28 protein-coding genes, 1 tRNA gene and 1 pseudogene are annotated in these 24,379 nt (G+C 61.5%); 8 read left to right on the top strand and 22 right to left on the bottom strand.

Annotated features, from left to right (window positions below):
* Positions 1-38: 38 nt before the first annotated feature.
* From BKP54_RS11990 to BKP54_RS12000, 3 genes are all read right to left on the bottom strand, one after another.
* Positions 39-455 carry an MAPEG family protein gene (locus BKP54_RS11990; RefSeq protein ID WP_025426029.1) on the bottom strand — a complete coding sequence of 139 codons (417 nt, stop codon included), beginning with the start codon at positions 453-455 and terminating at the stop codon, positions 39-41.
* Between the two features lie 105 nt (positions 456-560).
* On the bottom strand, positions 561-2,063 hold the full coding sequence (gene guaB, locus BKP54_RS11995; RefSeq protein ID WP_025426028.1) for an IMP dehydrogenase: 1,503 nt from the start codon (positions 2,061-2,063) through the stop codon (positions 561-563).
* Positions 2,064-2,260: 197 nt separating this feature from the next.
* A complete protein-coding gene (locus BKP54_RS12000) occupies positions 2,261-3,253 on the bottom strand; it encodes an MBL fold metallo-hydrolase (RefSeq protein WP_025426027.1) in 993 nt (330 codons plus the stop codon).
* A 180-nt stretch (positions 3,254-3,433) separates the two neighbouring features.
* Between BKP54_RS12000 and BKP54_RS12005 the strand changes: the two genes are divergently transcribed.
* Complete coding sequence (locus BKP54_RS12005; RefSeq protein WP_025426026.1) at positions 3,434-4,843, top strand: DHA2 family efflux MFS transporter permease subunit; 1,410 nt, start codon at positions 3,434-3,436, stop codon at positions 4,841-4,843.
* Positions 4,844-4,847: 4 nt separating this feature from the next.
* On the opposite strand, the gene BKP54_RS12010 is transcribed toward BKP54_RS12005, so the two are convergent.
* The 4 genes from BKP54_RS12010 to BKP54_RS36260 form a co-directional block, all read right to left on the bottom strand.
* On the bottom strand, positions 4,848-5,231 hold the full coding sequence (locus BKP54_RS12010) for a VOC family protein (RefSeq protein WP_025426025.1): 384 nt from the start codon (positions 5,229-5,231) through the stop codon (positions 4,848-4,850).
* 3 nt (positions 5,232-5,234) lie between these two features.
* Positions 5,235-5,972: an RlmE family RNA methyltransferase gene (locus BKP54_RS12015; RefSeq protein ID WP_025426024.1), complete on the bottom strand. Its 738-nt coding sequence runs from the start codon at positions 5,970-5,972 to the stop codon at positions 5,235-5,237.
* Between the two features lie 112 nt (positions 5,973-6,084).
* Positions 6,085-7,635, bottom strand: a complete 1,551-nt coding sequence (locus tag BKP54_RS12020; protein ID WP_025426023.1) for a Ppx/GppA phosphatase family protein — start codon at positions 7,633-7,635, stop codon at positions 6,085-6,087.
* Between the two features lie 5 nt (positions 7,636-7,640).
* Entirely contained in the window at positions 7,641-7,901 is a 261-nt protein-coding gene (locus BKP54_RS36260; protein ID WP_128090403.1) for a hypothetical protein, read from the bottom strand.
* 63 nt (positions 7,902-7,964) lie between these two features.
* Between BKP54_RS36260 and BKP54_RS12025 the strand changes: the two genes are divergently transcribed.
* A tRNA-Gln gene (locus BKP54_RS12025) sits at positions 7,965-8,038 on the top strand.
* A gap of 207 nt (positions 8,039-8,245) precedes the next feature.
* Positions 8,246-9,085, top strand: a complete 840-nt coding sequence (locus BKP54_RS12030; RefSeq protein WP_025426022.1) for a hypothetical protein — start codon at positions 8,246-8,248, stop codon at positions 9,083-9,085.
* 209 nt (positions 9,086-9,294) lie between these two features.
* On the opposite strand, the gene BKP54_RS12035 is transcribed toward BKP54_RS12030, so the two are convergent.
* Complete coding sequence (locus tag BKP54_RS12035) at positions 9,295-9,933, bottom strand: class I SAM-dependent methyltransferase (RefSeq protein WP_057211566.1); 639 nt, start codon at positions 9,931-9,933, stop codon at positions 9,295-9,297.
* Positions 9,934-10,122: 189 nt separating this feature from the next.
* On the opposite strand from BKP54_RS12035, the gene BKP54_RS12040 reads away from it, so the two are divergent.
* Positions 10,123-10,305, top strand: a complete 183-nt coding sequence (locus tag BKP54_RS12040; protein WP_025426020.1) for a YegP family protein — start codon at positions 10,123-10,125, stop codon at positions 10,303-10,305.
* Positions 10,306-10,415: 110 nt separating this feature from the next.
* Here BKP54_RS12040 and BKP54_RS12045 read toward each other — a convergent pair whose 3' ends face one another.
* Entirely contained in the window at positions 10,416-11,555 is a 1,140-nt protein-coding gene (locus BKP54_RS12045) for a fumarylacetoacetate hydrolase family protein (RefSeq protein WP_107026893.1), read from the bottom strand.
* 245 nt (positions 11,556-11,800) lie between these two features.
* Here BKP54_RS12045 and BKP54_RS12050 point away from each other — a divergent pair, with 245 nt between their 5' ends.
* A complete protein-coding gene (locus tag BKP54_RS12050) occupies positions 11,801-12,211 on the top strand; it encodes a hypothetical protein (RefSeq protein WP_084814474.1) in 411 nt (136 codons plus the stop codon).
* Positions 12,212-12,372: 161 nt separating this feature from the next.
* Here the strand turns inward: BKP54_RS12050 and BKP54_RS12055 are convergent, their stop codons facing one another.
* The gene (locus BKP54_RS12055; RefSeq protein ID WP_084814475.1) at positions 12,373-12,993 is read right to left on the bottom strand and encodes a TetR/AcrR family transcriptional regulator; all 621 of its coding nucleotides are present in this window, start codon (positions 12,991-12,993) and stop codon (positions 12,373-12,375) included.
* 73 nt (positions 12,994-13,066) lie between these two features.
* Between BKP54_RS12055 and BKP54_RS12060 the strand changes: the two genes are divergently transcribed.
* Positions 13,067-13,840: an SDR family NAD(P)-dependent oxidoreductase gene (locus BKP54_RS12060; RefSeq protein WP_084814476.1), complete on the top strand. Its 774-nt coding sequence runs from the start codon at positions 13,067-13,069 to the stop codon at positions 13,838-13,840.
* Between the two features lie 67 nt (positions 13,841-13,907).
* Here the strand turns inward: BKP54_RS12060 and BKP54_RS12065 are convergent, their stop codons facing one another.
* From BKP54_RS12065 to BKP54_RS12095, 5 genes are all read right to left on the bottom strand, one after another.
* The gene (locus BKP54_RS12065) at positions 13,908-15,161 is read right to left on the bottom strand and encodes an FAD-binding oxidoreductase (protein ID WP_025426015.1); all 1,254 of its coding nucleotides are present in this window, start codon (positions 15,159-15,161) and stop codon (positions 13,908-13,910) included.
* Between the two features lie 60 nt (positions 15,162-15,221).
* Positions 15,222-15,725 carry a TIGR00645 family protein gene (locus BKP54_RS12070; RefSeq protein ID WP_081788838.1) on the bottom strand — a complete coding sequence of 168 codons (504 nt, stop codon included), beginning with the start codon at positions 15,723-15,725 and terminating at the stop codon, positions 15,222-15,224.
* 219 nt (positions 15,726-15,944) lie between these two features.
* The gene (locus BKP54_RS12075; RefSeq protein ID WP_025426013.1) at positions 15,945-16,109 is read right to left on the bottom strand and encodes a DUF1328 domain-containing protein; all 165 of its coding nucleotides are present in this window, start codon (positions 16,107-16,109) and stop codon (positions 15,945-15,947) included.
* A 639-nt stretch (positions 16,110-16,748) separates the two neighbouring features.
* Positions 16,749-16,946, bottom strand: a complete 198-nt coding sequence (locus BKP54_RS12090) for a CsbD family protein (protein ID WP_025426012.1) — start codon at positions 16,944-16,946, stop codon at positions 16,749-16,751.
* A 58-nt stretch (positions 16,947-17,004) separates the two neighbouring features.
* Positions 17,005-17,328 carry a hypothetical protein gene (locus BKP54_RS12095; RefSeq protein ID WP_025426011.1) on the bottom strand — a complete coding sequence of 108 codons (324 nt, stop codon included), beginning with the start codon at positions 17,326-17,328 and terminating at the stop codon, positions 17,005-17,007.
* A 527-nt stretch (positions 17,329-17,855) separates the two neighbouring features.
* Here BKP54_RS12095 and BKP54_RS12100 point away from each other — a divergent pair.
* Positions 17,856-18,104, top strand: a complete 249-nt coding sequence (locus BKP54_RS12100) for a glycine zipper domain-containing protein (RefSeq protein WP_025426010.1) — start codon at positions 17,856-17,858, stop codon at positions 18,102-18,104.
* A 123-nt stretch (positions 18,105-18,227) separates the two neighbouring features.
* Here BKP54_RS12100 and BKP54_RS12105 read toward each other — a convergent pair whose 3' ends face one another.
* Complete coding sequence (locus BKP54_RS12105) at positions 18,228-18,452, bottom strand: NepR family anti-sigma factor (RefSeq protein ID WP_025426009.1); 225 nt, start codon at positions 18,450-18,452, stop codon at positions 18,228-18,230.
* 164 nt (positions 18,453-18,616) lie between these two features.
* Between BKP54_RS12105 and BKP54_RS12110 the strand changes: the two genes are divergently transcribed.
* On the top strand, positions 18,617-19,414 hold the full coding sequence (locus BKP54_RS12110) for a response regulator (RefSeq protein WP_084814477.1): 798 nt from the start codon (positions 18,617-18,619) through the stop codon (positions 19,412-19,414).
* 11 nt (positions 19,415-19,425) lie between these two features.
* Here the strand turns inward: BKP54_RS12110 and BKP54_RS12115 are convergent.
* From BKP54_RS12115 to BKP54_RS12135, 6 genes and pseudogenes are all read right to left on the bottom strand, one after another.
* Positions 19,426-20,555: pseudogene (locus tag BKP54_RS12115) on the bottom strand (AI-2E family transporter).
* A gap of 207 nt (positions 20,556-20,762) precedes the next feature.
* Positions 20,763-21,077 carry a hypothetical protein gene (locus BKP54_RS35010; RefSeq protein ID WP_144239133.1) on the bottom strand — a complete coding sequence of 105 codons (315 nt, stop codon included), beginning with the start codon at positions 21,075-21,077 and terminating at the stop codon, positions 20,763-20,765.
* Between the two features lie 91 nt (positions 21,078-21,168).
* Entirely contained in the window at positions 21,169-21,516 is a 348-nt protein-coding gene (locus BKP54_RS12120; protein WP_025426006.1) for a RidA family protein, read from the bottom strand.
* Positions 21,517-21,787: 271 nt separating this feature from the next.
* Positions 21,788-22,615: a dipeptide ABC transporter ATP-binding protein gene (locus BKP54_RS12125; RefSeq protein ID WP_025426005.1), complete on the bottom strand. Its 828-nt coding sequence runs from the start codon at positions 22,613-22,615 to the stop codon at positions 21,788-21,790.
* Positions 22,612-23,466: an ABC transporter ATP-binding protein gene (locus BKP54_RS12130; protein ID WP_025426004.1), complete on the bottom strand. Its 855-nt coding sequence runs from the start codon at positions 23,464-23,466 to the stop codon at positions 22,612-22,614. Before BKP54_RS12130 ends, BKP54_RS12125 begins: the two co-directional genes overlap by 4 nt.
* A gap of 2 nt (positions 23,467-23,468) precedes the next feature.
* Positions 23,469-24,377: an ABC transporter permease subunit gene (locus tag BKP54_RS12135; protein WP_025426003.1), complete on the bottom strand. Its 909-nt coding sequence runs from the start codon at positions 24,375-24,377 to the stop codon at positions 23,469-23,471.
* Between the last annotated feature and the right edge of the window lie 2 nt (positions 24,378-24,379).

Genomic DNA, 24,379 nt, shown 5'->3' on the forward strand with positions numbered 1-24,379 from the left:
TCCTGAAACCGGCTGCGATTTAAGGAAACACGCAGCCATCAGTTCATCGCCATCCAGACGGAAAGCCAGATCCACATCCCACCGAGTGCAGCCACGCCGACCATGAACAGCGGTCGGCGGTAGCGGATGCGGTTGCTGGTGACATGGACGAAGGCATGCAGATAGCGCGAAGCAATGAACACCCAGGCGAGCGCCAGCGAGACGATATTGTCAGCCTCGGTGATGTAGAGAAGCACGCAGCAGACGTGGAAAAGCACCGGCAGTTCGAACTGGTTGGCGATGCTGTTGCGGACGACCAGGCTCTCGCCCGGCTCGTCGCGGTTCTCGCGAAACTGCGAAACCGAAACCTTGCCGGCCCGCACGAGACCGACGCGGCGGATCGACAGCAGGGCATAGAGGACGAAAACGAGCAGCACATGCGCCACCATCGGCCGGAAGATCTCGAAGCCCGTCACCGCTCTTACTCCACTCGACACAACCAAACAGGAAAACGGGGGCGCCGGATGGCACCCCCCATCAGGAAAAACGGGGGCGCCGGCCGGCGCCCCCCGGGAGGACTCTTAGTGCGAGCCCGGATAGTTCGGGCTTTCGCGGGTGATGGTGACATCATGCGCATGGCTTTCCCGAAGGCCGGCGCCGGAGATGCGCACGAAGGTGGCGCGCTCCTGATAGTCCTTGATCGTCGCGCCGCCGACATAACCCATCGACGCCTTGAGGCCGCCGGCGAGCTGATGCAGAACGCCGGACACAGGGCCCTTGTAGGGAACCTGGCCTTCGATGCCTTCCGGTACGAGCTTCAGCGTGTCGCGCACTTCGGCCTGGAAATAGCGGTCGGCCGAGCCCCGCGCCATCGCGCCAACGGAACCCATGCCACGATAGGCCTTGAACGAGCGGCCCTGGTAGAGGAACACTTCACCTGGGCTTTCGTCGGTACCGGCAAGCAGCGAACCGACCATGACGGCGGAAGCGCCGGCGGCGATCGCCTTGGCCAGGTCGCCCGAGAACTTGATACCGCCGTCGGCGATGACGGGAATGTCCGCGGCCTGAGCGGCTTCGACAGCAGCCATGATCGCGGCCAGCTGCGGAACGCCGACGCCGGCCACGATACGCGTGGTGCAGATCGAGCCCGGACCGATACCCACCTTGACCGCATCGGCACCGGCGTCGATCAACGCCTTGGTGCCATCAGCGGTGGCGACGTTGCCGGCCATGATGCGAACCGAGTTCGACAGCGTCTTGACGCGGGTGACCGCATCGAGAACGCGCTGCGAATGGCCGTGCGCGGTATCGACAACAATAAGGTCGACGCCGGCGTCGATCAGACGTTCGGCGCGCTCGAAGCCATCATCGCCGACGGAGATGGCGGCGGCGGCGCGAAGACGGCCCTGCGCATCCTTGGAGGCGTTGGGGTTCAACTGCGACTTCTCGATGTCCTTGACGGTGATGAGGCCGACGCAACGGCCGTCGCCGTCGACGACCAGAAGCTTTTCGATGCGGTGCATGTGCAGCAGGCGCTTGGCCTCCTGCTGGTCGACGCTTTCCTTGACGGTGATGAGGTTTTCACGCGTCATCAACTCGTAGATCTTCTGGTTCGGATCGGAGGCGAAACGCACGTCGCGATTGGTGAGGATACCGACGAGACGGCCCTGCTTCTGGCCACCGTTGCCGCCGTTTTCAACGACCGGGATACCGGAAATGCCATGGATCTTCATCAGGCCGAGGGCGTCCGCCAGGGTGCCATCGGGACCGATCGTCACCGGATTGACGACCATGCCGCTTTCGAACTTCTTGACCTGGCGGACCTCTTCGGCCTGCTCGACCGGCGTCAGGTTGCGGTGGATGACGCCGATGCCGCCGGCCTGTGCCATGGCGATCGCCAGGCGTCCTTCGGTCACGGTATCCATGGCCGAGGAAAGGATCGGGAGGTTGAGGTCGATATCCTGCGCGATGCGGGTAGAGATGTTCGTCTGTCCCGGCATGACTTCGGAATGCCCGGGCTGGAGCAGAACGTCGTCGAAGGTCAGAGCCTCCAGACCGGTTGCCGTTTCGATGATACGCGCCATGGCCAATTCCCTTCAATAAACGAAAATCCCCGGGAAACGGGCTGCGATTTGCCCACCGGGTGACTTCAAAGCTTTTCTTGGAAGTTGGCGAGGGCTCGTAACACGGATATGTCAGGATGAAAATAGCAAAGCCCGGGAAATGTCCCGGGCTCGACCCATTGTTGTTGCATGGCAACATTTTTGCCCGTCCGCAAAGCTCAGATATCGAGCTGGTAGCTCGCCGGCACGAAGCGATAGCCCTGGTCGTGCACTTCCACGAAACCGACGGCCGGGAATGGCATGTGGTAGCCGATGAAGGGCAGTCTTTCGTTCGCAATCATGTCGAAGACCTTGCGGCGCGAGACGGCAGCCGCTGCCTTGTCCATGTCGAAGCGCACCTCCCAGTCCGGCCGCTGCAGCGACAGGACATAATGATTGGCGGTATCGGCCGTCAGCATCATCGCCTTGCCGTCCGATTCGAGACGGAACACCATGTGTCCGGGGGAATGGCCGAAGGCAGCCATCGCCGAAATGCCCGGCGCCACGTCGGCGCCGTCGCCGATGAACGTCGCCTTCTCGGCGAGCGGCACGACCTTTTCCAGCACACCCTTATGGCCACCCTCGGCCGGCGTGCCGACCCGGGCCGGGTCCTTCCAGAAGGCATATTCGGCCTCGCCGATGATATAACGGGCATTGGCAAAGGCCGGCTTGCCGCCCTCCATCAGGCCGCCGATATGGTCGCCGTGCATATGCGTCAGCACCACCACGGAGACGCGCTCGGGCGCGTAGCCAGCCGCGCGGATGCCGTCGATGAGGCGGCCGGAACCCGCTTCCCGTCCGGCTTCGCCCAGGCCGGTGTCGAACAGGATCACCTCGCTCCCGGTATCGACGAGAACAGGCGAATAGCTGTTGAGCAGCGCGTCGGTTGGAAGAAAATTCTTGGCCAGCAATTCGGATACGGCCTGTTCCGACTGGTTCGTGCCGTAGGTCTCATGCGGCCTGGCAGAGACGCGCGTGCCGTCGCTGATGACAACAACCTTGAGCGCGCCGAGTTTGAGAGCCCGGATGGGCGTTTGTGCTGATTGCATGTTCCGGTTGTCCGCTTTTTCCTGCGCTGCGGCAGATCCCACCATGATTGAGGGTGCCGCCAATACACCCGTTGTCCCCGCCGTCATCAAGGTGCGGCGGTTCATCGACATGTCGCTCGTCATCATTTTCTCCCGAAATCGCAGCTTCGGTTCCATCACCCGGCCAGAACTAGCGTCTTGACAGCAACGGACAGGCGGGATCACAGGCTTTTGATCCACAATCGTCGGTTTGGTCCCGACAAAGCCATCGCAAGCGCTAGCTTGGAGCCGAGCTGACGCTGACCACGCCCAAGGTAAATTCGCATGAACCGTATCGTCCCGATGATCCTAGCCGTCGCGCTCTTCATGGAGCAGATGGATTCCACCGTCATTTCGACATCGCTGCCGGCTATCGCCCGCGACATCGGCGTCGGGCCGATCACGCTCAAGCTGGCGCTGACCGCCTATATGGTGTCGCTGGCGATCTTCATCCCCTTGAGCGGCTGGATGGCCGACCGTTTCGGCGCCAAGAAGATCTTTCGCGCGGCGATCCTCGTCTTCATCGCTGGTTCAATCCTTTGCGCCATCTCCGACAGCCTGCTCGCCTTCGTGCTGTCACGGTTCCTGCAGGGCATGGGCGGTGCGATGATGACGCCCGTCGCCCGCCTCGTCTTGGTGCGCAGCGCACCGCGCAGCGAGCTCGTCTCGGCCATGGCGCTGCTCACGATCCCGGCGCTGGTGGGGCCGCTTGCCGGGCCGCCGCTCGGCGGCTTCATCACCACCTATTTCTCCTGGCACTGGATCTTCCTGATCAACGTGCCTGTCGGCATCGCCGGCTATATCCTCTCCGGCATCTACCTGCCCCACATGGAACCCCGCAATCCGCCGCCGGTCGACATTGTCGGCTTCCTGCTCGGCGGCATCGCCGCATCCGGCGTCGTCTTCGGCCTGTCGGTCATCAGCCTGCCGGCGCTGCCGCCGATCATCGGTATCGGCTCGGTCATCACGGGTGTGATCGCCACCCTGCTTTACATCGTCCATGCCCGAAGCCATCCGCACCCGATCCTCGACCTCAAACTGTTTCAGGACAGCGCGTTTCGCGCCGCCCAGATCGGCGGCACGGTATTCCGCATTTCCGTCGGCGCGGTGCCCTTCCTGATGCCGCTGATGCTGCAGGTCGGTTTCGGCCTCAACCCGTTCCAGTCCGGGATGATCACCTTCATCGGCGCGGTCGGCGCGATCACCACCAAATTCTATGCGCGCCGCGTGCTCGCCTTCGCCGGCTTCCGCACGACGCTGATCATCGCCGCCATCATTGCAGCGGTCACCACCTTCGCCAACGGCTTCTTCACGCCGGCAACGCCCTATCTGGTGATGGTCACCATTCTCTTGATCGCCGGTTTTGCCCGCTCGTTCTTCTTCACCAGCGTCAACGCACTGTCGTTTGCCGATATCGACGATGCGGATGCCAGCAAGGCGACATCGATGAGCGCGGTTCTGCAGCAGATCAGCCTGGCGCTCGGCGTGGCCGTTGCCGGCGCGATCCTCGAAATCGAGACCTCGCTCAGCGGCGGGCCGCTGCAACTCGACAACTTCCATACTGCCTTCATGATCATCGCCATCGCCAACCTTCTGGCGGCAATCCCGTTCCTGACAATGGCGAAGAATGCCGGCGCATCCGTTTCCGGCCACAGGCTGCCCGTGCGGGAAATCGAAACGACGGCAGGAAAGTGAAAGATTATTCCGGCCGTTCGCAGACGGCAGACAGCTTGTTGCCATCCCGGTCGCGCACGAAGGCCGCGTAGAAATGCGCGTGGAACGGCCTGAGGCCGGGGGCGCCCTCGTCCGTGCCGCCGTTGGCAAGTGCTGCCGCATGGAAGGCATCGACCGCCGCGCGCGTTTCGGCTTCAAGCGCGATGGTCGCTCCATTGCCAAAGGTCGCAGGCTTGCCATTGAACGGTGTCACCACCCAGAAGCGGCACCTGATATCGCCATCGGCGCTGTAGCCGATTTCGGTCTCGTCCTGGCGCTGACGGCGGTATCCGAGCGTCGCCAGAACCGGGTCGTAAAACACGCCCGCGCCGTCGAGATCGTTGGTGCCGACCGTCACATAAAGCAGCATGATTTAGTCCGCAGCCTCGTCTTCCATCGGTTCGTCCGTGTCGGTGACGCGGCGTCCCTTGAAGCCCTTGGCGAGCAGGAACATTTCCACCGATTCGGCACGCGAAGACGCCGGCTTGATGTGGATGACCTGGCGGAAATTCTGTTTGAGCATGTTGAGCAGATCGCGCTCGGTGCCGCCCTGGAAGGTTTTTGCCAGGAAATGCCCACCTTCTGCGAGAACGTCGACGGCGAAATGGGCTGCGACTTCGCAGAGATGCATGGTACGGAAATGGTCCGTCTGGCGGTGTCCCGTCGTCGGCGCCGCCATGTCGGAGATGACCAGATCCGGCGTGCCGCCGATCGCTTCCATCAGCTTCTCAGGCGCCTGCGGGTCGAGGAAGTCCATCTGCAGGATGCGAACGCCCGGCAGCGGATCCATCTCCAGGAAGTCGATCGCTGCCACACGCGGATCGCCATCCGTCGAATTGGTCACCTTGGCGGCGATCTGCGACCAGCTGCCGGGAGCGGCACCCAGGTCGATGATGCGACGGGTGCCATTGAGGATCTTGTGCTTCTCGTCGATCTCCAAGAGCTTGAAGGCCGCGCGCGCCCGGTAGCCTTCGAGCTGGGCGCGCTGGACATAGGGATCGTTGATATGGCGCTCGATCCAGCGGCGGGACGAAGCCTTGAGCTTGCCCTTCTTGACCTTCTGACCAAGCTTTCGACCGCTGCGGTTGCCGCCAACAGGAGGTTTCGTCATGTCTTGTTTCCTTCGTGGCGGCGACTGCCGCACATCCCTTCGGACGCACCGGGCCTGCCGTATCTGCAGAAGTTATCGCACAATTGCCTAAATCGTTGTCCGATTGAAGGAATTATGTGGTTGAGCTGCGCTGATGCCGGCGCGGTCGCGAGCGCCGCCAGGCGCCATCATCCGCCATCATGTCGGTCAGCAAGCCTTCGCGCAGCCCGCGATCGGCAACACGCATGCGCGTCGATGGCCAGCGGCGACGGATCGCTTCGAGGATTGCGCAGCCTGCCAGCACCAGATCGGCGCGATCGGGGCCGATGCAAGGGTTTGCCGCCCGCGCATCAAAATCCCACGAAAGCAGCCGCGCTTGCATGGCGGACACCTCGTCATCGGAAAGCCAGAGACCATCGACGCGGCGGCGGTCGTAGCGCGGAAGATCCAGATGAACGCCGGCAAGCGTGGTCACCGTGCCCGACGTGCCGATCAGGTGGAAGCCGCTGCCGGCAATGCCCGTTGCCAGCGCTTCGACCGGCGGGCTGTCGAAACGCGACAGCATGCCCTCGACTTCCTGGACCATGGCTTCGAAGTTTGCCGGGGTGACATGTTGGCCGCCATGGCGTTCGGAAAGGGTCACGACGCCGACCGGCAGCGAGGTCCAGTGGGTGATGTGATTGGCGAGCCGATTAGACCTGCTATCGCCGATGCGGATGACGGCGATCTCCGAGGAGCCTCCGCCGATATCGAAGAGAACGACCGACCTTGTCTCGCGATCGACCAGCGACGAGCAGCCCGACACGGCAAGCCGCGCCTCGGTCTCGCGGTTGATGATCTCAAGCTCGAGCCCGGTTTCCTTGGCCACGCGCTCGAGGAAGCTTTCGCCGTTTTCGGCGGCGCGCGCAGCTTCGGTGGCGATCAGCCGGCGGCGGCGAATCATCCGCGCACCCAGTTTGGTAGCGCAGACTTTCAGCGCCTCGACGGCGCGGTCCATCGCGTCCTCGGACAACCGGCCGCTGGCACCCAGCCCTTCACCCAGCCTGACGATGCGCGAGAAGGCATCCACCACCCGGAACTGGCCGGGGCGGGTCGGCTGCGCAATCAGCAGACGGCAATTGTTGGTACCGAGATCCAGCGCCGCATAAAGCGGCGCCGGCGGCTCGCTGGCGGCAACGAACGGCGCGCGCGGCTGGTCGCCCCGCGGGGCAGCCTGCCCGCCGGACTGAGGCGCTCCGGGCCTAGACGTGGTTGCGCCCTCGCTGGGGCGCGATTGTGCTTGCTGCTGACGCTCGCCCGAGGTGAGCGGCCGTCCCTGAATGCCACGGCGATGCCGCGCCTTCTTGTTGCGCTTGTGCCCCTTCCTGTCGCCCATTGCCGGGTCGACAAGCTGCACGTCGCGACCGCCCGCGGAAGCGGGCGCGGCCTGAGCCTGCTGTTTTGCGGATTTCGAACGACGACGCCGTTTGCGCTTGCGCGCCGGTTCCGCATCGTCTGGTCCTGCGGGACGCCCTGCCATGCCGGCACCGCCGGGTTGGCTGGCAATTGCAGACGGCAAAGCAGACGACTTGCGCCGTTTCCGCTTGCCCTTGCCGTTGCGCGGACCCATCTTGGGTCCATCGCTACGGCCTGCTGCCGACGCCCCGGATTCGGACGGCTTTTCGCCGTGATCGGGGTCTTTCACTTGTCTCAACCATCGCGCCGCGCAAAGCCTTTCGGCCGCTCAAGGCGCTTTCTCGATTTTTCGTTGGGGCGACTGTACCAGTGCAGTCCCCATTCGCCAAACTTTTTTTGAGAAACGGCTTGTGCACAACAAAGTGGCTGCGCGGCTTTCCCCTGCCCGACACCAACGGACAGACCGGGGTTGCCGGTTCGCCGGCCTGTTGACATCGCCGCCAAGCACACCATCGCCGCCGCCTGTGCGATTTTTTTTGCAAAAGGTATTTGCATCGGCCGCTGATTTGTTTATAAGCCCGCCAACCAACCCGACGGGCTTCGCCCCGACGGCGGCTTTGGGGAATAGGTTAACGGTAGACCCACGGACTCTGACTCCGTTAGTCCTGGTTCGAATCCAGGTTCCCCAGCCAAACTCTTTCACAAACAAATTCAGTAGCGTAAACACCTCGGCACGCGTGACTTTCGCACGCCTTGCGCCGATGCCTAGAATGCCCCTTTCGAAAGACACGGTCGCGTTCGACACCCTCACATCCAGATGCCTTGCAAACGGAATTCGCGTTGAGATTGCATTAACGATGTTTGCTTACTCTTTGCTAGGGTTTTCAGGGGGTGGGCAGATGTTTCGGACGAACGGTTTTCTTGTTTTTCTCTTGTCGAGCGCATCGCTCGCAGCGGCCGCCGATATGGATGGGCCATTGGTCGGGGCGGCCGACTACTATGAAGCGCCGGTCGAACAGGCATCGCTGGGCGTAACGGGATATATCGAAGGCGCCTACGGAAGCGTCGTCGATTCTCCCGGCGACATTGATGCCGACGCATGGGCGCTGCGTGGCGCCGTCAACTTCGATGCAGGCGGCGGCTTCAATCTCCAGACGGATCTCGGCTACGCCCGCGCCTCGATCGGGGACGCCGACACGAATACTTATAACGGCACCCTGCACGGTTATTACCGAGACAACCTCTATGCGGCGGGTGTGTTCGTGCAGGCGGCGCGTCTCGATGCAGGGTTCGACAGCCACATCAACGATTATATGGGCGGCATCGAGGGCGCCTATTTCCAGGACACATGGACCATCCACGGTGCGGCCGGTTATGGCCAGGCGGGATGGGAGGGTTTCGACGCCGACCATTACATGGCCGCGCTCGGCGCTCGCTTCTATGCTACAGACAACGTACGCTTCGATGTCGACGGCGCTCTCGACCGCATCACCGACAGCGGCATCGACTACGACATCCGCAGCCTGAAGCTGACGGCGAACTATCGCTCGGTATACTTCCCGGTCACATTGTTCGGCGGATACAAATACGCCGACGAGGAGGTATCCGGTTTCGGTTCGTCGGTGTCGGGCGACAGCAGCACGATCTTCGGTGGCCTCCGGTTCTCCTATGGGTCGAACAGCATCAAGGAAGAAGAGCGCCTGGGACCGGTCTGGTCCAACAACAGCCGAGCGTTTTGATCACGAGACCTATCTCGCAAATAGCGGTCGGGTCGCTGTGTGCCGGCAAATCGCATACCGAACACCGCGCCGGCTCTCCCCAGACCTCGGCGTGGCTGCGCCCGAATGTCGAAGGCTGACGCAGTCTGCCGGCAGACATACCGCGAAGATCAGGCTCGCAAAGTTCGGCGTGGAGATCGTCACGAACGCCGGAGCCGCGGCCCGACATGTCATCTCTTGCGCGCGACGATATAGGGACGGCTGTCGTTGCCCTTGGTCGCGTGGTTTTCCGTGGCAAGCACGTCGAAACCGGCAGCATGGATGATCTGACCCAATTCAGCCGCCCGGAAGATGCCGGCGTAAGGCGCCTGCCCGAGCGCTCGCATCGCGGGCAGCAGGACAAGCCGAATGAGCGGGTTCATATCCCCGACGCAGGGCGTCTTGGAAATGAACAGACCCTGCGGCGCCAGCAGGGCGTGAATGTGGCCCAGCGTGCCGGCCAAGTCGCGAACCAGATGCAGATAGTTGAACCCCATGATGACGTCGAACTGTGTTTCTTCGGGCGTCAGCGCCTCGACGGTTGCGACCCGGAAGGCTAGCCCCGGGATGGGATCGGCGGCACACCTTTCTTCGGCAATCGCTACCATTCCTTTGGAAATATCCGTCCCAAGATAGCTTTGCACATGGCTCGCAAGCCGGAGCGCCGTTGTTCCTGTCCCGCAACCCACTTCCAGCACCCGGTCGCTTGGTCTCAAAAGGGCGCGGGTTCGCTCCAGCGTGCGCTCATATCCGGCTTGATCGGCAATCTTGCCCATGGCGTATTTGCGCGCGCTCCGGTCCCAGAAGCGGGCGTCAGTCTCCATGCTCATGGTGGGTTTTCTGCCTTTCCAGTGCGGGGCCGGTCCGCTGTGTGGGAAATTGCTCCATCGTCCATACGAGGATCAAGGTCAGGTGAAGCGGACGTGTAGATTTGAATGAGACCGCCGACATCTTGTCAACGCCGCTTGCAACTGCCACGCTAGTCCCTGCGTGATTCACGATTACATATGGGAGGGCACATGGCTCATAAGTTCGAGATCTACAAAGACAAGGCTGGCGAATATCGGGTTCGCTTCAAGTACAACAGCGAAGTGATGTTTTCGACCGAAGGCTATTCGAGCAAGGCAAGCGCTCAGAACGCCATCGATTCGATCAAGAAGAACGGACCGAACGCGCCTGTCGAAGACAACAGCCAAGCTTAACTAAATTCCATGAGAGGCCCGCCGATGAGGATCGGCGGGCCTCTTTCCTTTAAGGCGGGCACTTGCCTAGCGCGCAATCCGGGCGCTTATTTCCGGCTGATGAGCCGCGGCTAAATCAGACCACGGCTGGCGAGATTGCGCATCAGCGCGGCCATGCCGAACGTCCAGGGCGGGCAATCCGTCGACAGGCGCACCACGTTGGTCAGGCTACCAAGTTCAGCATTTGAAATCGTCACCAAATCGCCGATCCTGTGGGTGAAGCCCTGCCCCTTCTCGTCGCGGTCTTCGACCGGGGCAAACAACGTGCCCATGAACAGCATCAACCCATCGGGATATTGATGGTGTGGCCCGATCGTCTGGGCGACGAGGTCGAGCGGGTCACGACTGATCTCCGCCATGCTGCTCATTCCCTTCAGGCGGTAGCCATCGGCGCCTTCGACCAGCAGCTCGAGTTCGGCCCTGCGCACATGATCGATCGTGTAGGTCTCGTCGAACAGGCGGATGAACGGGCCGATCGCACAGGAGGCATTATTGTCCTTCGCCTTGCCGAGAAGCAGAGCGGACCGGCCCTCGACATCGCGCAGGTTGACGTCATTGCCGAGCGCCGCGCCCTTGACGGCGCCGTCAGAGGCAACGGCCAGCACGATTTCCGGTTCCGGATTGTTCCAGCGCGAAATCGGGTGGAGGCCGACATCGGCACCCGAACCGACCGATGACAACACCTGTGCCTTGGTAAAAACTTCCGCATCCGGACCGATGCCGACTTCCAGATATTGCGACCAGACGCCCTCCTCGATCAGCGCGGCCTTGACACGGGCTGCCTCCGGTGAGCCGGCCTTAAGGTTTCGCAGGCTGTCGCCGATGACGGCAGTGACGCGTGTGCGGATCGCCTCGGCGCGGGCGGCATCGCCGGCCGCCCGCTCTTCGATGACGCGTTCGATCATCGAGCGCGCAAAGGTGACGCCACAGGCCTTCACGGCCTGGAGGTCACAGGGCGCAAGCAGGCGAAGGGTCGAGATCTTGCCCTCCCCCGTGAGTACGTCGGTCACCGACGCGAGACGTTCGCCATCGAGCTGACGGATGTGGGCAACCGGGTCGGGAAGCTCCAACAGATCGCGCATGGTGGGCGCCATTTTCGAGGTGATGTCGACAATCGCGCCGTCCCTGACGGTCACGAGCGCCGGCCCGTCAATATCAGATCGCCAGACGCGCCCGACAAAGGTTCCGCTTCGGTATGCCTCAAGCGTCATGATCGCTCCCCCAAAGAGATGATTTTCTTGCAGCGAAAACAGCGGGCTGTAAAGCGCATGCGATTTGGGTGGGTTGTACCCGATGGAACATTGCAAGTTTTCGCGCGTTTCCTGTTGCAGAGCGCGTCCAGTCGAGCATGCGAGGTTCGCAACGTTAGTTTGCAACCGCACAACCCGGTCCTCTGCCTTTGCCGAGGCCGTTCCGGCCGGCAAGACCCGTAGGCCGGAGGACGCCCAGAAAGGATGTGAACGCGATGAATCAACGTGAAGAGCTCAAGGAAAAGCCGCTCATCGACCCGGTGACAGGTCAGCCGACACCCATGCCGACAGATCCGGCACCGGTCCGCTCCGGGCGCAGCAGCTGGCCGCTCGTCATCATCCTGCTTGCCGGCCTCGTGCTCGCTTTGATCGCCTGGCTCCCGGCAGAACTGACGCGGGATACGACCGAGACGGCAACGCCACCGGCCACCACCGACCAGTCGACATCAGGGCAGACGGCGACACCGCCAGCAACGGATACGACGGCCACGCCGCCGGCCGATACGACCACCGCACCTTCCGGCGGAACGATGACCGCCCCGGAAACGACGCCGCAGCAGGGCACGACCCCGCCGGCAACGAACGGAACGACAACACAGCCGGCACCGGCCCAGTAACGGTATTGTCGCAATGGCTTGCCTTTGCCGGAAGAGCGTTCTTCCGGCAAAGGCCGAGTGTTGATCGCACCAGGACGTGGTTGTGCCGAAGAGCGCGCGCATTGGGGCGACCGCGATCAATTGAGACGACGCTTATCGGCCGTCATCGACAGCAGATCTCGTCATTCTCTCGTCGATGACGCCTTGACCATCGCGTCCCACCCCGCCGCGCAACAATCGGCGAGTGCCATCAGGGTCTGACGCGAGGCTCCGTCGCGGGCGTGGATCGACATTCCATGCTGGATCGACGTGACATAGGCGGCGATGTCGTCGCAGGCCGTTCCCGCGGGCAGATCACCTTCCGCCACGCCACGCTCGAGACGCTGCTCTAATGCCGCCTGCTTTTCCAGCCGGCGCGCCTTCAGACCGTTGCACACCGCCGGGTCGACCCCCTCCATCTGCGGGGCAGAGAGCACCACCATGCAGCCGCGTGGCTCGGCCCATTGGGTAAAATTCTCGGCCGACCGGCGCAATAGGTCGTGCACCGCCTCCTTTGCCGTCGGTGCGCTGTCCAGAAACTCCCAGATACCGGCGCCATCGGTCCGGCCATAGAGGTCGACGGCCTCGAGGAAAAGCTTCGCCTTGCTGCCGAAGGCAGCGTAAAGGCTCGGCGGATTGAGCCCCATCACCCGCGTCAGATCGGCAAGCGAGGTGTTGTCGAAACCCTTGTCCCAGAAGATTTCCATCGCGCTCCTCAGCGCTTCCTCACGCGAAAAATTGCGCGGCCGGCCACGGCTGGACATCGCATGAACTCCTTTTTTTGTATCGATCAATACATAAATGACTTGACAGCGGGAGGCAAGTCGCCGCGTATATATGTATCGATCACTACAAATATGGAGCAAGAGCGTGTCGAATCTGAAAAACAAGGTCGCGTTGGTGACAGGCGGCGGACGCGGCATTGGTGCGGCGATCGCCAGGCGGCTGGCAAGTGAGGGCGCCATTGTCGCCATCACCTACGGGCAGTCGCAGGCAAAGGCCGATGCACTGGTCGCCGAAATCGAGCGCGCGGGCGGCAAGGCGCTCGCCGTACGCGCCGACAATCGAGATGCAAAGGCGGTGGAGACCGCCGTCCAGACGGTCGTCGAGCGGCACGGCCACATCGACATTCTGGTCAACAATGCTGGCATTTATGAAGCAGCCGCCATTACGGACGTGACCGCGGACGATTTCGACCGCACGGTCGATGTCAATGTGAAGGCGGTGGTACTGGCCACGAGCGCTGCGGCAAAACATATGCCGGAAGGCGGACGCATCATTTCGATCGGCAGCAATCTGGCGCAGCGCGTTCCCTTTCCGGGCATCAGCCTCTATGCGCTCAGCAAGTCGGCGCTCGTCGGCTTTACCAAGGCGGTCGCGCGTGACCTCGGACCGAAGAGCATCACCGTCAACATCGTCCATCCCGGCTCGACCAATACTGACATGAATCCGCAGGACGGCGCGCATGCGGATCCGCAACGCGGCTTGATGGCAATCCCCCGGTTCAACGATGCGAGCGAGGTGGCGAGCCTCGTCGCCTGGCTTGCCGGGCCCGAAGGCCGGGGCGTGACCGGCGCCGAATTCACCATCGACGGCGGCACGAACGCCTGACCGGCGACCAAATGCAGAAGAGGCCGGAAGCGATGCTCCCGGCCCCTTTTGGCGATCGGATAAACGATCAGGAGAAGAAGCGCTCCGGGCGATAGGGGGCGATGTCGATCACCGTCTTCTCGCCGGTCATGGCTTCGGCGAGCGCCCGGCCGGTGACCGGGCCGAGCGTCATGCCGTGATGGGCATGACCGAAGGCGAACCACAGGCCCTGGTGACGCGGCGCCTTGCCGATGATCGGCATCATGTCAGGCGTGCACGGGCGAGCGCCCATCCACGGTTCTTCGTCGCGGCGCTCGGCCAGTGGGAAGAACTCGCGCGCTACACGCTCGGCGCGGGTGAGCTGAACCGGCGTCTTCGGCGCATCGCGCCAGGCAAATTCCGCCCCCGTCGTCAGGCGGATGCCGCGCAGCATCGGCGCCAGGAAATAGCCCTTCTCGGCATCCAGTACCCAATTGTTGAGCTGGGCGCCCTCCTGCATGCCGTAATGCATGTGATAACCGCGCTTGACGGCAACCGGGAAATGGTAGCCGAGCTTGCGCGTGACCGTATCGGCCCAAGGACCAAGTGCGACGACGACTTCATGCGCCTCGAGCGGCCCTTCCGGGGTCGCGACCCGCCAGCCCGGACCTTCGAGAATGTGTTCCACCGTCGCCGCGTCCCCGGAAACCAGCCGGCCGCCGAGCGACTGGAAATAGGTGAGATAGGCCTTGTTGAGGCTGTGCGGATCGCGGATCGACCATGGGTCGCTCCAACGCAGGCCACCGACGAGATCGGCCCTGATCGAAGGCTCCAGGGTCTTCAATTCGCTGGTCGAGAGTTTCTGATGATTGACGCCGAAACCGGTCGACAGCTTCTCGGCATCCTTGTAGGCCGCGTCGCGCTCCTTCTCGGTGCGGAAGACCTTCATCCAGCCGTCCTTGCGGATCAGGTCGCCCGCGCCGGATGCATTGATGAGATCCTCATGCTCGGCGATCGAATTTTCGATCAGCGGCGCATACATGTTGGCGATGCGCTGGTGCTGGGTGAAGCCGGAATGCCACCAGTAGCGCGCCAGGAACGGCACCAGCCCCGGCAGCGCGCGAATATGGTAGTGCGCGTCGATGGTGTTGTTCAGCGCGTAGCGGAACAATGCCCCGAAATCATGCGGGAAGCCGTAGGGAAACACGCCCTCGCGCTGGATCAGGCCGGCATTGCCGTAGGATGTCTCTTCGCCCGCACCGCGACGATCAAGCAGCACCACCGACTTGCCGCGCCGCGCCAGATGGATGGCGGTCGATATGCCGACGATGCCGGCGCCGAGAACCACTACGTCAGTCTTCATGTCCAGTGCCCCGCTACTCGATCAAGACCATCAGCAGCGATGCACGCCGCTCGGCCCAAGCTACTTCTTCTTCAGCCCATTCATGATCTGCTCGAGATAACCGAGCAGAACCGCCGAAACCACGAAAGCGAGATGCATGATCGTCGCCCACATCAGTTGCTGGCTGGTATATTGCTGCGTGTTGAGGAAGATCTGCAGAAGATGGATGGACGAGATCGCGACGATCGACGATGCGACCTTGATCTTCAGGCTGCCGGCGTCGAGCTTGCCGAGGAAGGAGACCTCGGCATCAGCCTCGTCGAAGCGGCTGACGAAGTTCTCGTATCCTGAGATCATCACCATGACGATCAGGCTCGCCACTAGGGCGGCATCGATCAGGCCGAGCATCGACAGGATCATCTGGGCATCGTCGTAGACGAAGACCATGCCGGCGATCTTCAGGAACTTGTACATGAACGAAATGCCGTAGAGCGCCAACGCTGCAACAAGCCCGAGATAGAAAATGACCAGCAGCCAGCGACTGGACAGAATGATCCGCTCTACGAGGAGCTCCAGCGATTTCATGTGTTCCGCATTCCTTGGTGCGCGTCAGATCCGTTTCGGCATGAATAGCCAAGCACACCTGGGAGGGCAAGGGATGTAACCGGAGCATCGCGACATGCGAAAGGGACGAAGTCTTTCGACATTCGTCCCTTGTTGATTTCCTACTGCATAAATCCTTAAAGCTGAATCGATTTAAGCAGATAATTATGCAGCAGGTTTAATGCGTTACCAGCGCCTGGATCAGGTTCTGCGCATGAGCCCCACGACCAGCGAGATCACCAGGAAGGCGAGGAATAGGAAGAACAGGATCTGTGCAATACCTGCGGAAGCACCGGCAATACCGCCAAAACCAAGTACACCTGCGATAATTGCTACTACCAGAAAGACGAGAGCGTAGTAAAGCATAGGATATCTCCTTGTATGCGTCGCTGGAAATGAAACGTCATGACCGCCTATTTTGTTCCAGCACCGACGCAAGCAACGATGAAATCTTCAATCCCGCCCCGGAGGTTCGAAACCATCTGTTAACCATGATCGCCAAAACAGTCTCGATTTGGCACAGCCGAGGCGAAATTCGCCAGGAACCTTCGTGATAGTCTTACGTTGTTCCCTCAAGGAATGAAGCGGGTTCGACATGAAGATGCCAATGTCACATATTTGGAAGTCCGCAGCTGAAACAGCGCGCCGAAACGCCGAAACGCCGGACAGTAATCTTCACATCGGTAGAACGATGCGTGATCTCTACGCGCACAACACAGACAAACCGAGCCAGAACTTAAACAATCTTCTCGAAAAACTGAAAAAGACCGAGCCGAAACCGAAGAGATAATTGCGCAGCGCCGTTCTTCCGCTACTGCCTGTTTCCTTAAATCCTATTCGATTAAGGATAAAAACATGCAGCAATTCAAAGTGCTACAGCGACCCTTGCGCGTCTAATAAGACGCGCGGGGCTGTGGGGGCTCAAAAACCAAAAGCAAACGCCGCGACGGTCGATCACCACGGCGGCGTTTGCTTTTGGCCTTTCGGCTCGGTCGGGTTCGCCTCTCAGTGGCGGGAAGCCCAGTCGTCGATCTGGCGTTCGGCTTCATCGCGGGCGATGCCGTAGCGGGCCTGGATACGGCCGGCAAGTTCCTTGCGCCGCCCGTCGATGACATCGAGATCGTCATTGGTCAGCTTGCCCCATTCGATCTGAGCCTTGCCCTTCAACTCCGCCCATTTGCCCTGAATGATGTCCCAGTTCATGCTTTGATCCTTTCAGCGCGGCGACGGAGAATCGCTTCGCACTTTTCCTGGAGATGCTTTAGTTGCGGAACTTCGGCTTGTCGTCCGTGCGGGCAGCAACAGCGTAGGTGCCGTCGTCAGCGATCACATTGACTTCAAGCTGACGCGAAGGCGTGATCCACCATTCTATCGTCGCATCCTCGACAAACAGGGCGGGATCGACTTCGGCACATTTGCCATAGGCGCTCTTGAACGCCTTGCCGACCTCCTCGATCGACGGCGAAAGCAATTCATGAAATTCCTCGACAGTCTCAAAACCGACGACCGGTGTCGGGACTTCACGGCAGGCGGCGTCGCCCTGCATGCAACCGACGAGGACCATGATGGCAGCGATATGTTCCATCCGCATGCTCCTTCCATCAAAAACGTGAACAGCAAACGGTTATGAACGGCGCGAAGTTCCATGGGCCGAATCAAATTTCGTCGATGCCTTCGCTGGAGCGAGCACTCGACGCGGTATTTCATGCCCAGCGCGATGGTTGCGGCTGGCGAAACAGGTCGCAGGCGCACGTCGGAGCAATTGCCGCTGGCGGCCCTTCAAATCCCCGGATCGATGACAGGTCTGGGAAGAATTTGCCCAATGGAACAAATCGGCGTGATCGTCGTTTCCACAGCAATAACAAGCGCCGCACCCGTGGCGATACCACAAGGGAGACATTGATGAGCGGTGCGGATCCGACCGTTGCGAGCATTCCAAAGGTGGTTAAGATAGGCGCGAAGCCAGGGTCAGGGCTGGCGTCGGCAAGGCGTGTTCGCTTTGGCGAACGGCCTCATTGTCGTCATTCTGTTCGTCATCAGTCCCCCGCAACCGGTCTCGGCCGAATGCATCCTTCAATGTTCAACAAAGCAAACCTCGGATAGGAACGCGTCATGAAGAAGATACTTATCGTAGCAAGCCTGATCCTCCCCTTGGCGGCATGCACGCAAACGGAGAAGGGCGCGGCGATCGGCGCGACCGGCGGCGCAATCATCGGCGGTGCAGCCACGGGCAATGTCAGAGGTGCTGCGGTCGGTGCCGCCATCGGCGGTGTCGCCGGCGCGCTCGTTGGCAATGCCAATGAGCCGGGACGTTGCATCTATCGCGACCGCTACGGCCGCCGCTACGAGGCCGCCTGCTAAGGCGCAAACGTCAAGAGGTCCAGGGAAGCGGGCTTCGGCCCGTTTCTCATGTCTTGCGCTTACAACTCGGGGAGAACTTTTTCGTCGGCACGGCTACTGCATAATTGCAGCAGGTTTAAAGTGTTACCGCGTCGTTTGTGCGTCCTGTTTGACGCGCGGCGCTGCAAGCGCCTCGGCGTCATCCAGCTTTTGCAGAAGGTCGATGAAAAGGTCAGGCACCGGCTCCTGCTCGATCGCGCGGTAGAGCGCCTTCAGCTTCGAGCCGATCAAGCCGTTCGGATCTGAGCCTCTCGCAGCCTTCGCCGTTTCCTCTTCCCCTACGCCACGCTCGTCCACAGGATGCTCCATCCCACAACCCCTAAGCCAGACAGCGCTCGAAACACCTCGAGCACGCATCGCTGTTGCCAGCTTCCCATAGGCCGAAAAACGTGTTCAAAACATTCACGTCTTTCGCAGGATGCTCATTGTCCTCAGAAAACAAGCGAATCACATCAGACCCAAGGAAGTACTTGATGTCACTTTCGACCCGTATTGCACCACACCTTCCCTTTCTCCGCCGTTACTCCCGCGCCGTGACCGGTTCGCAGGCGGCCGGAGACGGTTATGTGGCTGCAATTCTGGAAGCATTGATCGAGGACATCAGCCTTTTCCCGGAGGGTTCCAACGACCGCATTTCCCTCTACAAGCTGTTCTGCTCGCTGTTCGAGAAAGTCTCCGTCGACCGGACGGAGAACGTCTCTCCATTCGCCTGGGAACAGCAGGCTGCCGCCAATCTTTCGCTGATCGCGCCCGCGGCACGGCAGGCCTTTCTGCTCGTTTCGGTCGAAGGTTTCTCGATTGCCGATGCCGCCGAGATCATGGGGCAGAGCCAGGCGGCGTTTTCCAAGCTGCTGGCGGTGGCCTCGGAAGACATTTCGCGCCAGGTGGCAACCGAAGTCCTGATCATCGAGGATGAGCCGCTGATTGCGCTCGATATCGAAGATATGGTGACGAGCCTCGGCCATCGCGTGACCGGCATTGCCCGCACGCATAAGGAAGCGCTGGATCTTTACCGCAAGACGGCGCCGAAGATGGTTCTCGCCGACATACAGCTGGCCGACGGCAGCTCCGGTATCGACGCAGTCAACGAGATCCTGAAGGATGCGGCGGTACCGGTCATCTTCATCACCGCCTTCCCCGAGCGGCTGCTGACAGGCAAGCGGCCGGAGCCCGCCTTCCTCGTGACCAAGCCGTTCAACCCGGACATGGTCAAGGCGCTGATCAGCCAGGCCCTGTTCTTCGACGAACACGCCCGCTCGACACGCGGATAAGCGCACACGCCTTAGGCCGGCAGCTGCCGTTCCGGCTGCTGCTCGCGCACCTCCTCGAAGATCGTCATGGCGATCAGCGACAACGGCAGCGCCAGCATCGCGCCGACCGCGCCCCACATCCATGTCCAGAAGATGATGGCGACGAAGACGAGGAACGGGTTGACTTCGAGCCTGTTGCCCAGGATCGACGGGATCACCAGATTTTCCATGACCAGATGCACGACGAAAAAGACGGCCGCCGGCGCCAGCGCCAGGAGGATGGCTTCGTGCGTCATCAGCCCGCCGACGAGCAGGGCCAGCGTCATCATGGTCACGCCGAGATAGGGTATGAAGCTGGAGACGAAGGCAAACAACCCCCAGAGCGGTGGCATGGCCAGGCGCCGACCAGCGCGATGAGCATGGTGACGACGCCGAGCGCCAGATAGATTAGGCTCGCGATCGAAAAATACTGCGCCAGTGCGGTTTCGATCGCGTTCATGATCCGGATCGTGCTCAGACGTCGCTCCCGGCTGTTGAAGGCAAGGATGATGGTCCTGCGCAGATGCAGGCGACCTAGCAGGAAGAGCCCGAGTGCTGCAAGGAAAATCAGCGTCTGGACCAGGGCCGGCGTCAGCCCGGCGGCGACAACGCCGAGAACCGGACCAGCGTTCTTCATGACGGTGTCGGCAAGGGCTCCGTTGCCGGTTCCTCGCGCCACCGCCAGGCGCAGCCATTCGAAACGCTCGATGAAGGGTAACACACGTTCGACGACCCCCTCCGCCAGGGCCGGTGCCTTTTGCGCCAAGTCCGTCATTGGTCCGAGCAGGGCGCTGACCACCGAGGCGAGCCCAAGCACGAAGAACAGTGCCAGCAGCAGCCCACCCATGATCGGCGGCAGGCCGAACTTTGCCAGGCTGTCGGCCGCGCGTCCGAGCACGATGCCGACGACGACGGCGAGCGTGATCGGCATCAGGATCGTTTCCATCGAGTAGACGGCGGCTGAGCCGGCGATCACGAAGAGGCCGATGATGCTCCAGGCCACCATCAGGTCGATGCCGTCCCGCTTCGGCTCGGCGGGAAGTGCCGCCTCGACCGAGGCCTTTTCCTCCTCGGCGATGCGCTTCAGCTTGTAGTAAGCAGCCGTGTGCCCGGATGTGTCCAATGCCGTCCCTCGCCGTTGTTTGTCATGCGTCACGCCTAGAGCATTTTCCAGGAAAAGTGCGAAACGGTTTTCCGTCAGGAAATACGTAAAAGGAAAGAGATAGAGTGCGTCTGCGGCTCCGTCCAAACTGGAAACGCTCTACAGCGCCGCGCGTCTTATTAGACGCGCAAAGGTCGCTGTAGCACTTTGAATTGCGGACCGGATCACTCAGTGCCGTTCAGGCGGAAACACATGCAGGGTCAGCGACAGAAGCCCCAGGCCGAGGACGATGATGAGCAATGTGTGCGCCACGCCGACGGCTGTATGCGGGATGAACCCAAAACCGATCAACAGACCTGCAAAAGCAACCACGCAGACCCGCGGTAGCCAGTAGAGCATCGACAGCCCTCCCGTTTTTTTATGGAACCACAGGTAAACGTGCGGACTGGCGAATGGTTCCTGCCTGGGAGCCGCAGGTGGGGCGGTCGCGACAAAAGAAAACGCCGCCGTGCGTTGGGCACGGCGGCGGAAAGATAACATCACGCAAAGCCTTCTCGGCTTCGCCAAGCGCCTTAAAGCGTTTCCGGTTTAGACGGAACCGTAACAGCGCCGCGCAATTTTTGCGAGAGATGCTTTAGGCAGCGGCCGCGACGACGATTACTTCGACGAGGTATTCCGGCGTTGCAAGCTTGGCTTCGCCGGTGGCGCGTGCCGGGGTGTTGCCCTGCGGTGCCCAGGCGTCCCAGACCGAGTTCATCTTCGGGAAGTCGGCCATGTCCGCGAGCCAGATGGTGGCCGAGAGAATGCGGGTCTTGTCGGTGCCGGCGAGCGCCAGAAGACGGTCGACTTCGGCAAGCGCCTGCTTCGTCTGGGTCACGACATCGTCACCGGCATTGCCGACCTGGCCGGCGAGGTAGACGGTGTTGTTGTAAACCACGGCCTGGCTCATCCGGGGGCCGGTTTCGAAACGCTTGATTTCCATGATCGTGTTCCTGAAGTTGGGTCGAACGCTGATGGTTCGACCGAAAAGCGGCTGCCCGCCGCCGGAAGGCGAGAAGTGAATGGCGGCGCGAAAGCTCTACACCATCGGCCCGGCAAGGCCAAGAAGCCGGGGCGTTCTTTCCCCGGCCTCCTATTAGAGCGCTTCCACTTTAGATAGAGTCATGGAAACGCTCCATCTCCTACGCACTTCCGGACGGAAAACCGCTCCGCACTTTTCCTGGAAATGCTCTTGTTACACGGCGCCGAAAGGCTCAGGCCGCCTGTTTCTTGGCGAGCCGTGCCTTGATGCTGGCAACGTCGGCGCGCGGCGTCGCGGCAAACAGCGTCTTGGTGTAGCTGTGCTTGGGATCAGCGAAGACTTCGTCGCGGCTGCCGTATTCGACGGCCTCACCGAAATACATCACCATCACGTCGTCGGCGATATAGCGCACCACCGAGAGGTCGTGGCTGATGAAGACGTAGGTCAGTTGGAACTCGTCCTGCAGGTCCGCGAGCAGGTTCAGCACTTGCGCCTGAACCGACAGGTCGAGCGCCGAGACCGGCTCGTCCAGCACCAGAAGCTTCGGGTTGAGCATCAGCGCGCGCGCAATGGCGATACGCTGGCGCTGGCCGCCGGAGAACATGTGCGGGTAACGATTGTAGTGCCGCTCGTCGAGACCGACCTTCTTCAGCATCGCCATCGCTCGCTCGCGACGTTCGTCGGCGGGCGTCTTGGTGTTGATGATCAGCGGTTCGGTGAGGATGTCGCCGATCTTCTGGCGCGGGTTGAGCGAGCCATAGGGGTTCTGGAAGACGATCTGCACCTTGCGGCGCATCTCCGGCGTCAGGTCACCCTTGGTGATGTCGATCTTGTTGCCATCGATCAGCAGGTCGCCTGATGTCGCCGGATCGATCAGCGTCAGGATGCGGCCAAGCGTTGACTTGCCGCAGCCGCTTTCGCCGACGATCGCCAGCGTCTTGCCCTGTTCGACCGAGAAGCTCACGCCCTTGAGCGCATGCACGGTCTTGGCCTTTTTTATCAGGCCGCCGGGGATATGGTAGTCGCGCACCAGATTGCGCGCTTCGAGAACGACGGTCATCGGGCGGCTCCTTGAAGGCTCGGCTCATCGACGAAAAGTTCGGAGATGGTCGGCAGCCGGTCACCGGTCGCATTGTCCGGCAGGGCTGCCAGAAGCGCGCGCGTGTAGTTACTCTTCGGCGATTCGAACAGCGACAGGACGTCGGCTTCTTCCATCTTGCGACCCTTGTACTGCACGACGACGCGGTCGGCCGTCTCGGCGACCACGCCCATATTGTGCGTGATCATGATCAGGCCCATGCCATGCTCGGCCTGAAGCCGCATCAGGAGGTCGAGGATCTGCTTCTGGATCGTCACGTCGAGCGCGGTCGTCGGCTCGTCGGCGATCAAGAGCTTCGGGTTGCAGGCAATGGCAATCGCGATCATCACGCGCTGGCACTGACCGCCCGACATCTGGTGAGGATAGTGCCCAAGCCGTTCGGCCGGATCGGGAATGCCGACCGCCTCGAACAGTTCGATGGCGCGCTTGCGCCGCTGAGCCTTGTCGAGACCGAGGTGAATGCGCAGCACTTCCTCGATCTGGAAGCCGACCGTGAAGCACGGATTGAGGCTTGCGACCGGCTCCTGGAAGATCATCGAGATATCCTTGCCGATGATCTTCTTGCGCTCGGACGACGACATGCCGAGCAGGTCGCGTCCGTTGAACGTCAGCTTGTCGGCCGTAACGTTGGCCGTCCAGGGCAGGAGACCCATGGCCGCCAACATAGACACGGATTTGCCCGAGCCGGACTCGCCGACGATCGCCAGCACTTCCTTTTCATGAACCTTCATCGACACGCCGTCGACGGCGCGGAAGGGACCGGTGGCCGTCTGGAATTCGACGACCAGGTTTTCAATTTCGAGAAGCGCCATGATCAGGACCTCTTCAGCTTGGGATCGAGAGCATCGCGCAGGCCGTCACCCATCAGGTTGATCGCCAGCACCGTGACCAAAATTGCAACGCCCGGAAGCGTCACTACCCACCACTTGCTCTGGATGAACTCACGCGCTTCGGCGAGCATCGTGCCCCACTCCGGTGTCGGAGGCTGTGCACCCATACCGAGGAAGCCGAGAGCGGCGGCGTCGAGGATCGCGCTCGAGAACGACAGCGTCGCCTGGACGATCAGCGGCGCCATGCAGTTCGGCAGGATCGTCTTGAACATCAGGCGGCCGTGGCCGGCACCCGCCACCTTCGCGGCAATGACGTAGTCACGGCTCTTCTCGCTCATGACGGCAGCACGCGTCAGGCGCACGAAGTGCGGCTGGAAGACCAGTGCGATGGCGATCATCGCATTGGTCAGGCCCGGTCCGAGAACGGCGACCAGCACGAGGGCCAGCAGCAGCGACGGGAAGGCCAGGATGATGTCCATCACACGCATGATGACGGTATCGACCCATCCACGGAAGTAACCCGCGATCACGCCGACGAAAATACCGCCGACCAGCGAGAGCGTGGTGACGATGACGCCGACGAACAGCGAGAACTGGGTGCCGTAGATCAGGCGCGAGAGCATGTCGCGACCAACGGCGTCGGTCCCGAGCAGGAATTCGGCACGGCCGCCTTCCTGCCACACTGGCGGGATCAGCACCGCATCGCGGTACTGGGCGGTCGGGTCATGCGGCGCGATGATCGGCGCGAAGATCGCGAGCAGGACGAGGAACAGGAAGAACACAAGGCCGATGACGGCACCGCGGTTCTCGGAGAAATAGTACCAGAATTCGGCCAGTCGCGCCCGGCGGGACGGATCTGTCGAAACGGCGCTCGTTGCAGCAGCTTGAGACATAT

Source organism: Ensifer sp. 1H6 (assembly GCF_001976035.1).
GTDB lineage: Bacteria > Pseudomonadota > Alphaproteobacteria > Rhizobiales > Rhizobiaceae > Ensifer > Ensifer canadensis.

Bases quoted from the DNA above. Each gene is read 5' to 3' on its own strand.
- BKP54_RS12035 (WP_057211566.1), bottom strand. From the start codon at position 9,933: ATGAGCATGGAGACTGACGCCCGCTTCTGGGACCGGAGCGCGCGCAAA.
- BKP54_RS12045 (WP_107026893.1), bottom strand. From the start codon at position 11,555: ATGACGCTTGAGGCATACCGAAGCGGAACCTTTGTCGGGCGCGTCTGG.
- BKP54_RS12065 (WP_025426015.1), bottom strand. From the start codon at position 15,161: ATGAAGACTGACGTAGTGGTTCTCGGCGCCGGCATCGTCGGCATATCG.
- BKP54_RS12125 (WP_025426005.1), bottom strand. From the start codon at position 22,615: ATGACCGTCGTTCTCGAAGCGCGCAATCTGGTGCGCGACTACCATATC.
- BKP54_RS12135 (WP_025426003.1), bottom strand. From the start codon at position 24,377: ATGTCTCAAGCTGCTGCAACGAGCGCCGTTTCGACAGATCCGTCCCGC.
- BKP54_RS12120 (WP_025426006.1), bottom strand. From the start codon at position 21,516: ATGGAAATCAAGCGTTTCGAAACCGGCCCCCGGATGAGCCAGGCCGTG.
- BKP54_RS12030 (WP_025426022.1), top strand. From the start codon at position 8,246: ATGTTTCGGACGAACGGTTTTCTTGTTTTTCTCTTGTCGAGCGCATCG.
- BKP54_RS12130 (WP_025426004.1), bottom strand. From the start codon at position 23,466: ATGGCGCTTCTCGAAATTGAAAACCTGGTCGTCGAATTCCAGACGGCC.
- BKP54_RS12095 (WP_025426011.1), bottom strand. From the start codon at position 17,328: ATGGAACATATCGCTGCCATCATGGTCCTCGTCGGTTGCATGCAGGGC.
- BKP54_RS12060 (WP_084814476.1), top strand. From the start codon at position 13,067: ATGTATCGATCACTACAAATATGGAGCAAGAGCGTGTCGAATCTGAAA.
- BKP54_RS12100 (WP_025426010.1), top strand. From the start codon at position 17,856: ATGAAGAAGATACTTATCGTAGCAAGCCTGATCCTCCCCTTGGCGGCA.
- BKP54_RS36260 (WP_128090403.1), bottom strand. From the start codon at position 7,901: ATGCAAATACCTTTTGCAAAAAAAATCGCACAGGCGGCGGCGATGGTG.
- BKP54_RS12000 (WP_025426027.1), bottom strand. From the start codon at position 3,253: ATGACGAGCGACATGTCGATGAACCGCCGCACCTTGATGACGGCGGGG.
- guaB (WP_025426028.1), bottom strand. From the start codon at position 2,063: ATGGCGCGTATCATCGAAACGGCAACCGGTCTGGAGGCTCTGACCTTC.
- BKP54_RS12040 (WP_025426020.1), top strand. From the start codon at position 10,123: ATGGCTCATAAGTTCGAGATCTACAAAGACAAGGCTGGCGAATATCGG.
- BKP54_RS12090 (WP_025426012.1), bottom strand. From the start codon at position 16,946: ATGAACTGGGACATCATTCAGGGCAAATGGGCGGAGTTGAAGGGCAAG.
- BKP54_RS12075 (WP_025426013.1), bottom strand. From the start codon at position 16,109: ATGCTTTACTACGCTCTCGTCTTTCTGGTAGTAGCAATTATCGCAGGT.
- BKP54_RS12005 (WP_025426026.1), top strand. From the start codon at position 3,434: ATGAACCGTATCGTCCCGATGATCCTAGCCGTCGCGCTCTTCATGGAG.
- BKP54_RS12105 (WP_025426009.1), bottom strand. From the start codon at position 18,452: ATGGAGCATCCTGTGGACGAGCGTGGCGTAGGGGAAGAGGAAACGGCG.
- BKP54_RS12070 (WP_081788838.1), bottom strand. From the start codon at position 15,725: ATGAAATCGCTGGAGCTCCTCGTAGAGCGGATCATTCTGTCCAGTCGC.
- BKP54_RS12110 (WP_084814477.1), top strand. From the start codon at position 18,617: ATGTCACTTTCGACCCGTATTGCACCACACCTTCCCTTTCTCCGCCGT.
- BKP54_RS12010 (WP_025426025.1), bottom strand. From the start codon at position 5,231: ATGCTGCTTTATGTGACGGTCGGCACCAACGATCTCGACGGCGCGGGC.
- BKP54_RS12055 (WP_084814475.1), bottom strand. From the start codon at position 12,993: ATGTCCAGCCGTGGCCGGCCGCGCAATTTTTCGCGTGAGGAAGCGCTG.
- BKP54_RS12015 (WP_025426024.1), bottom strand. From the start codon at position 5,972: ATGACGAAACCTCCTGTTGGCGGCAACCGCAGCGGTCGAAAGCTTGGT.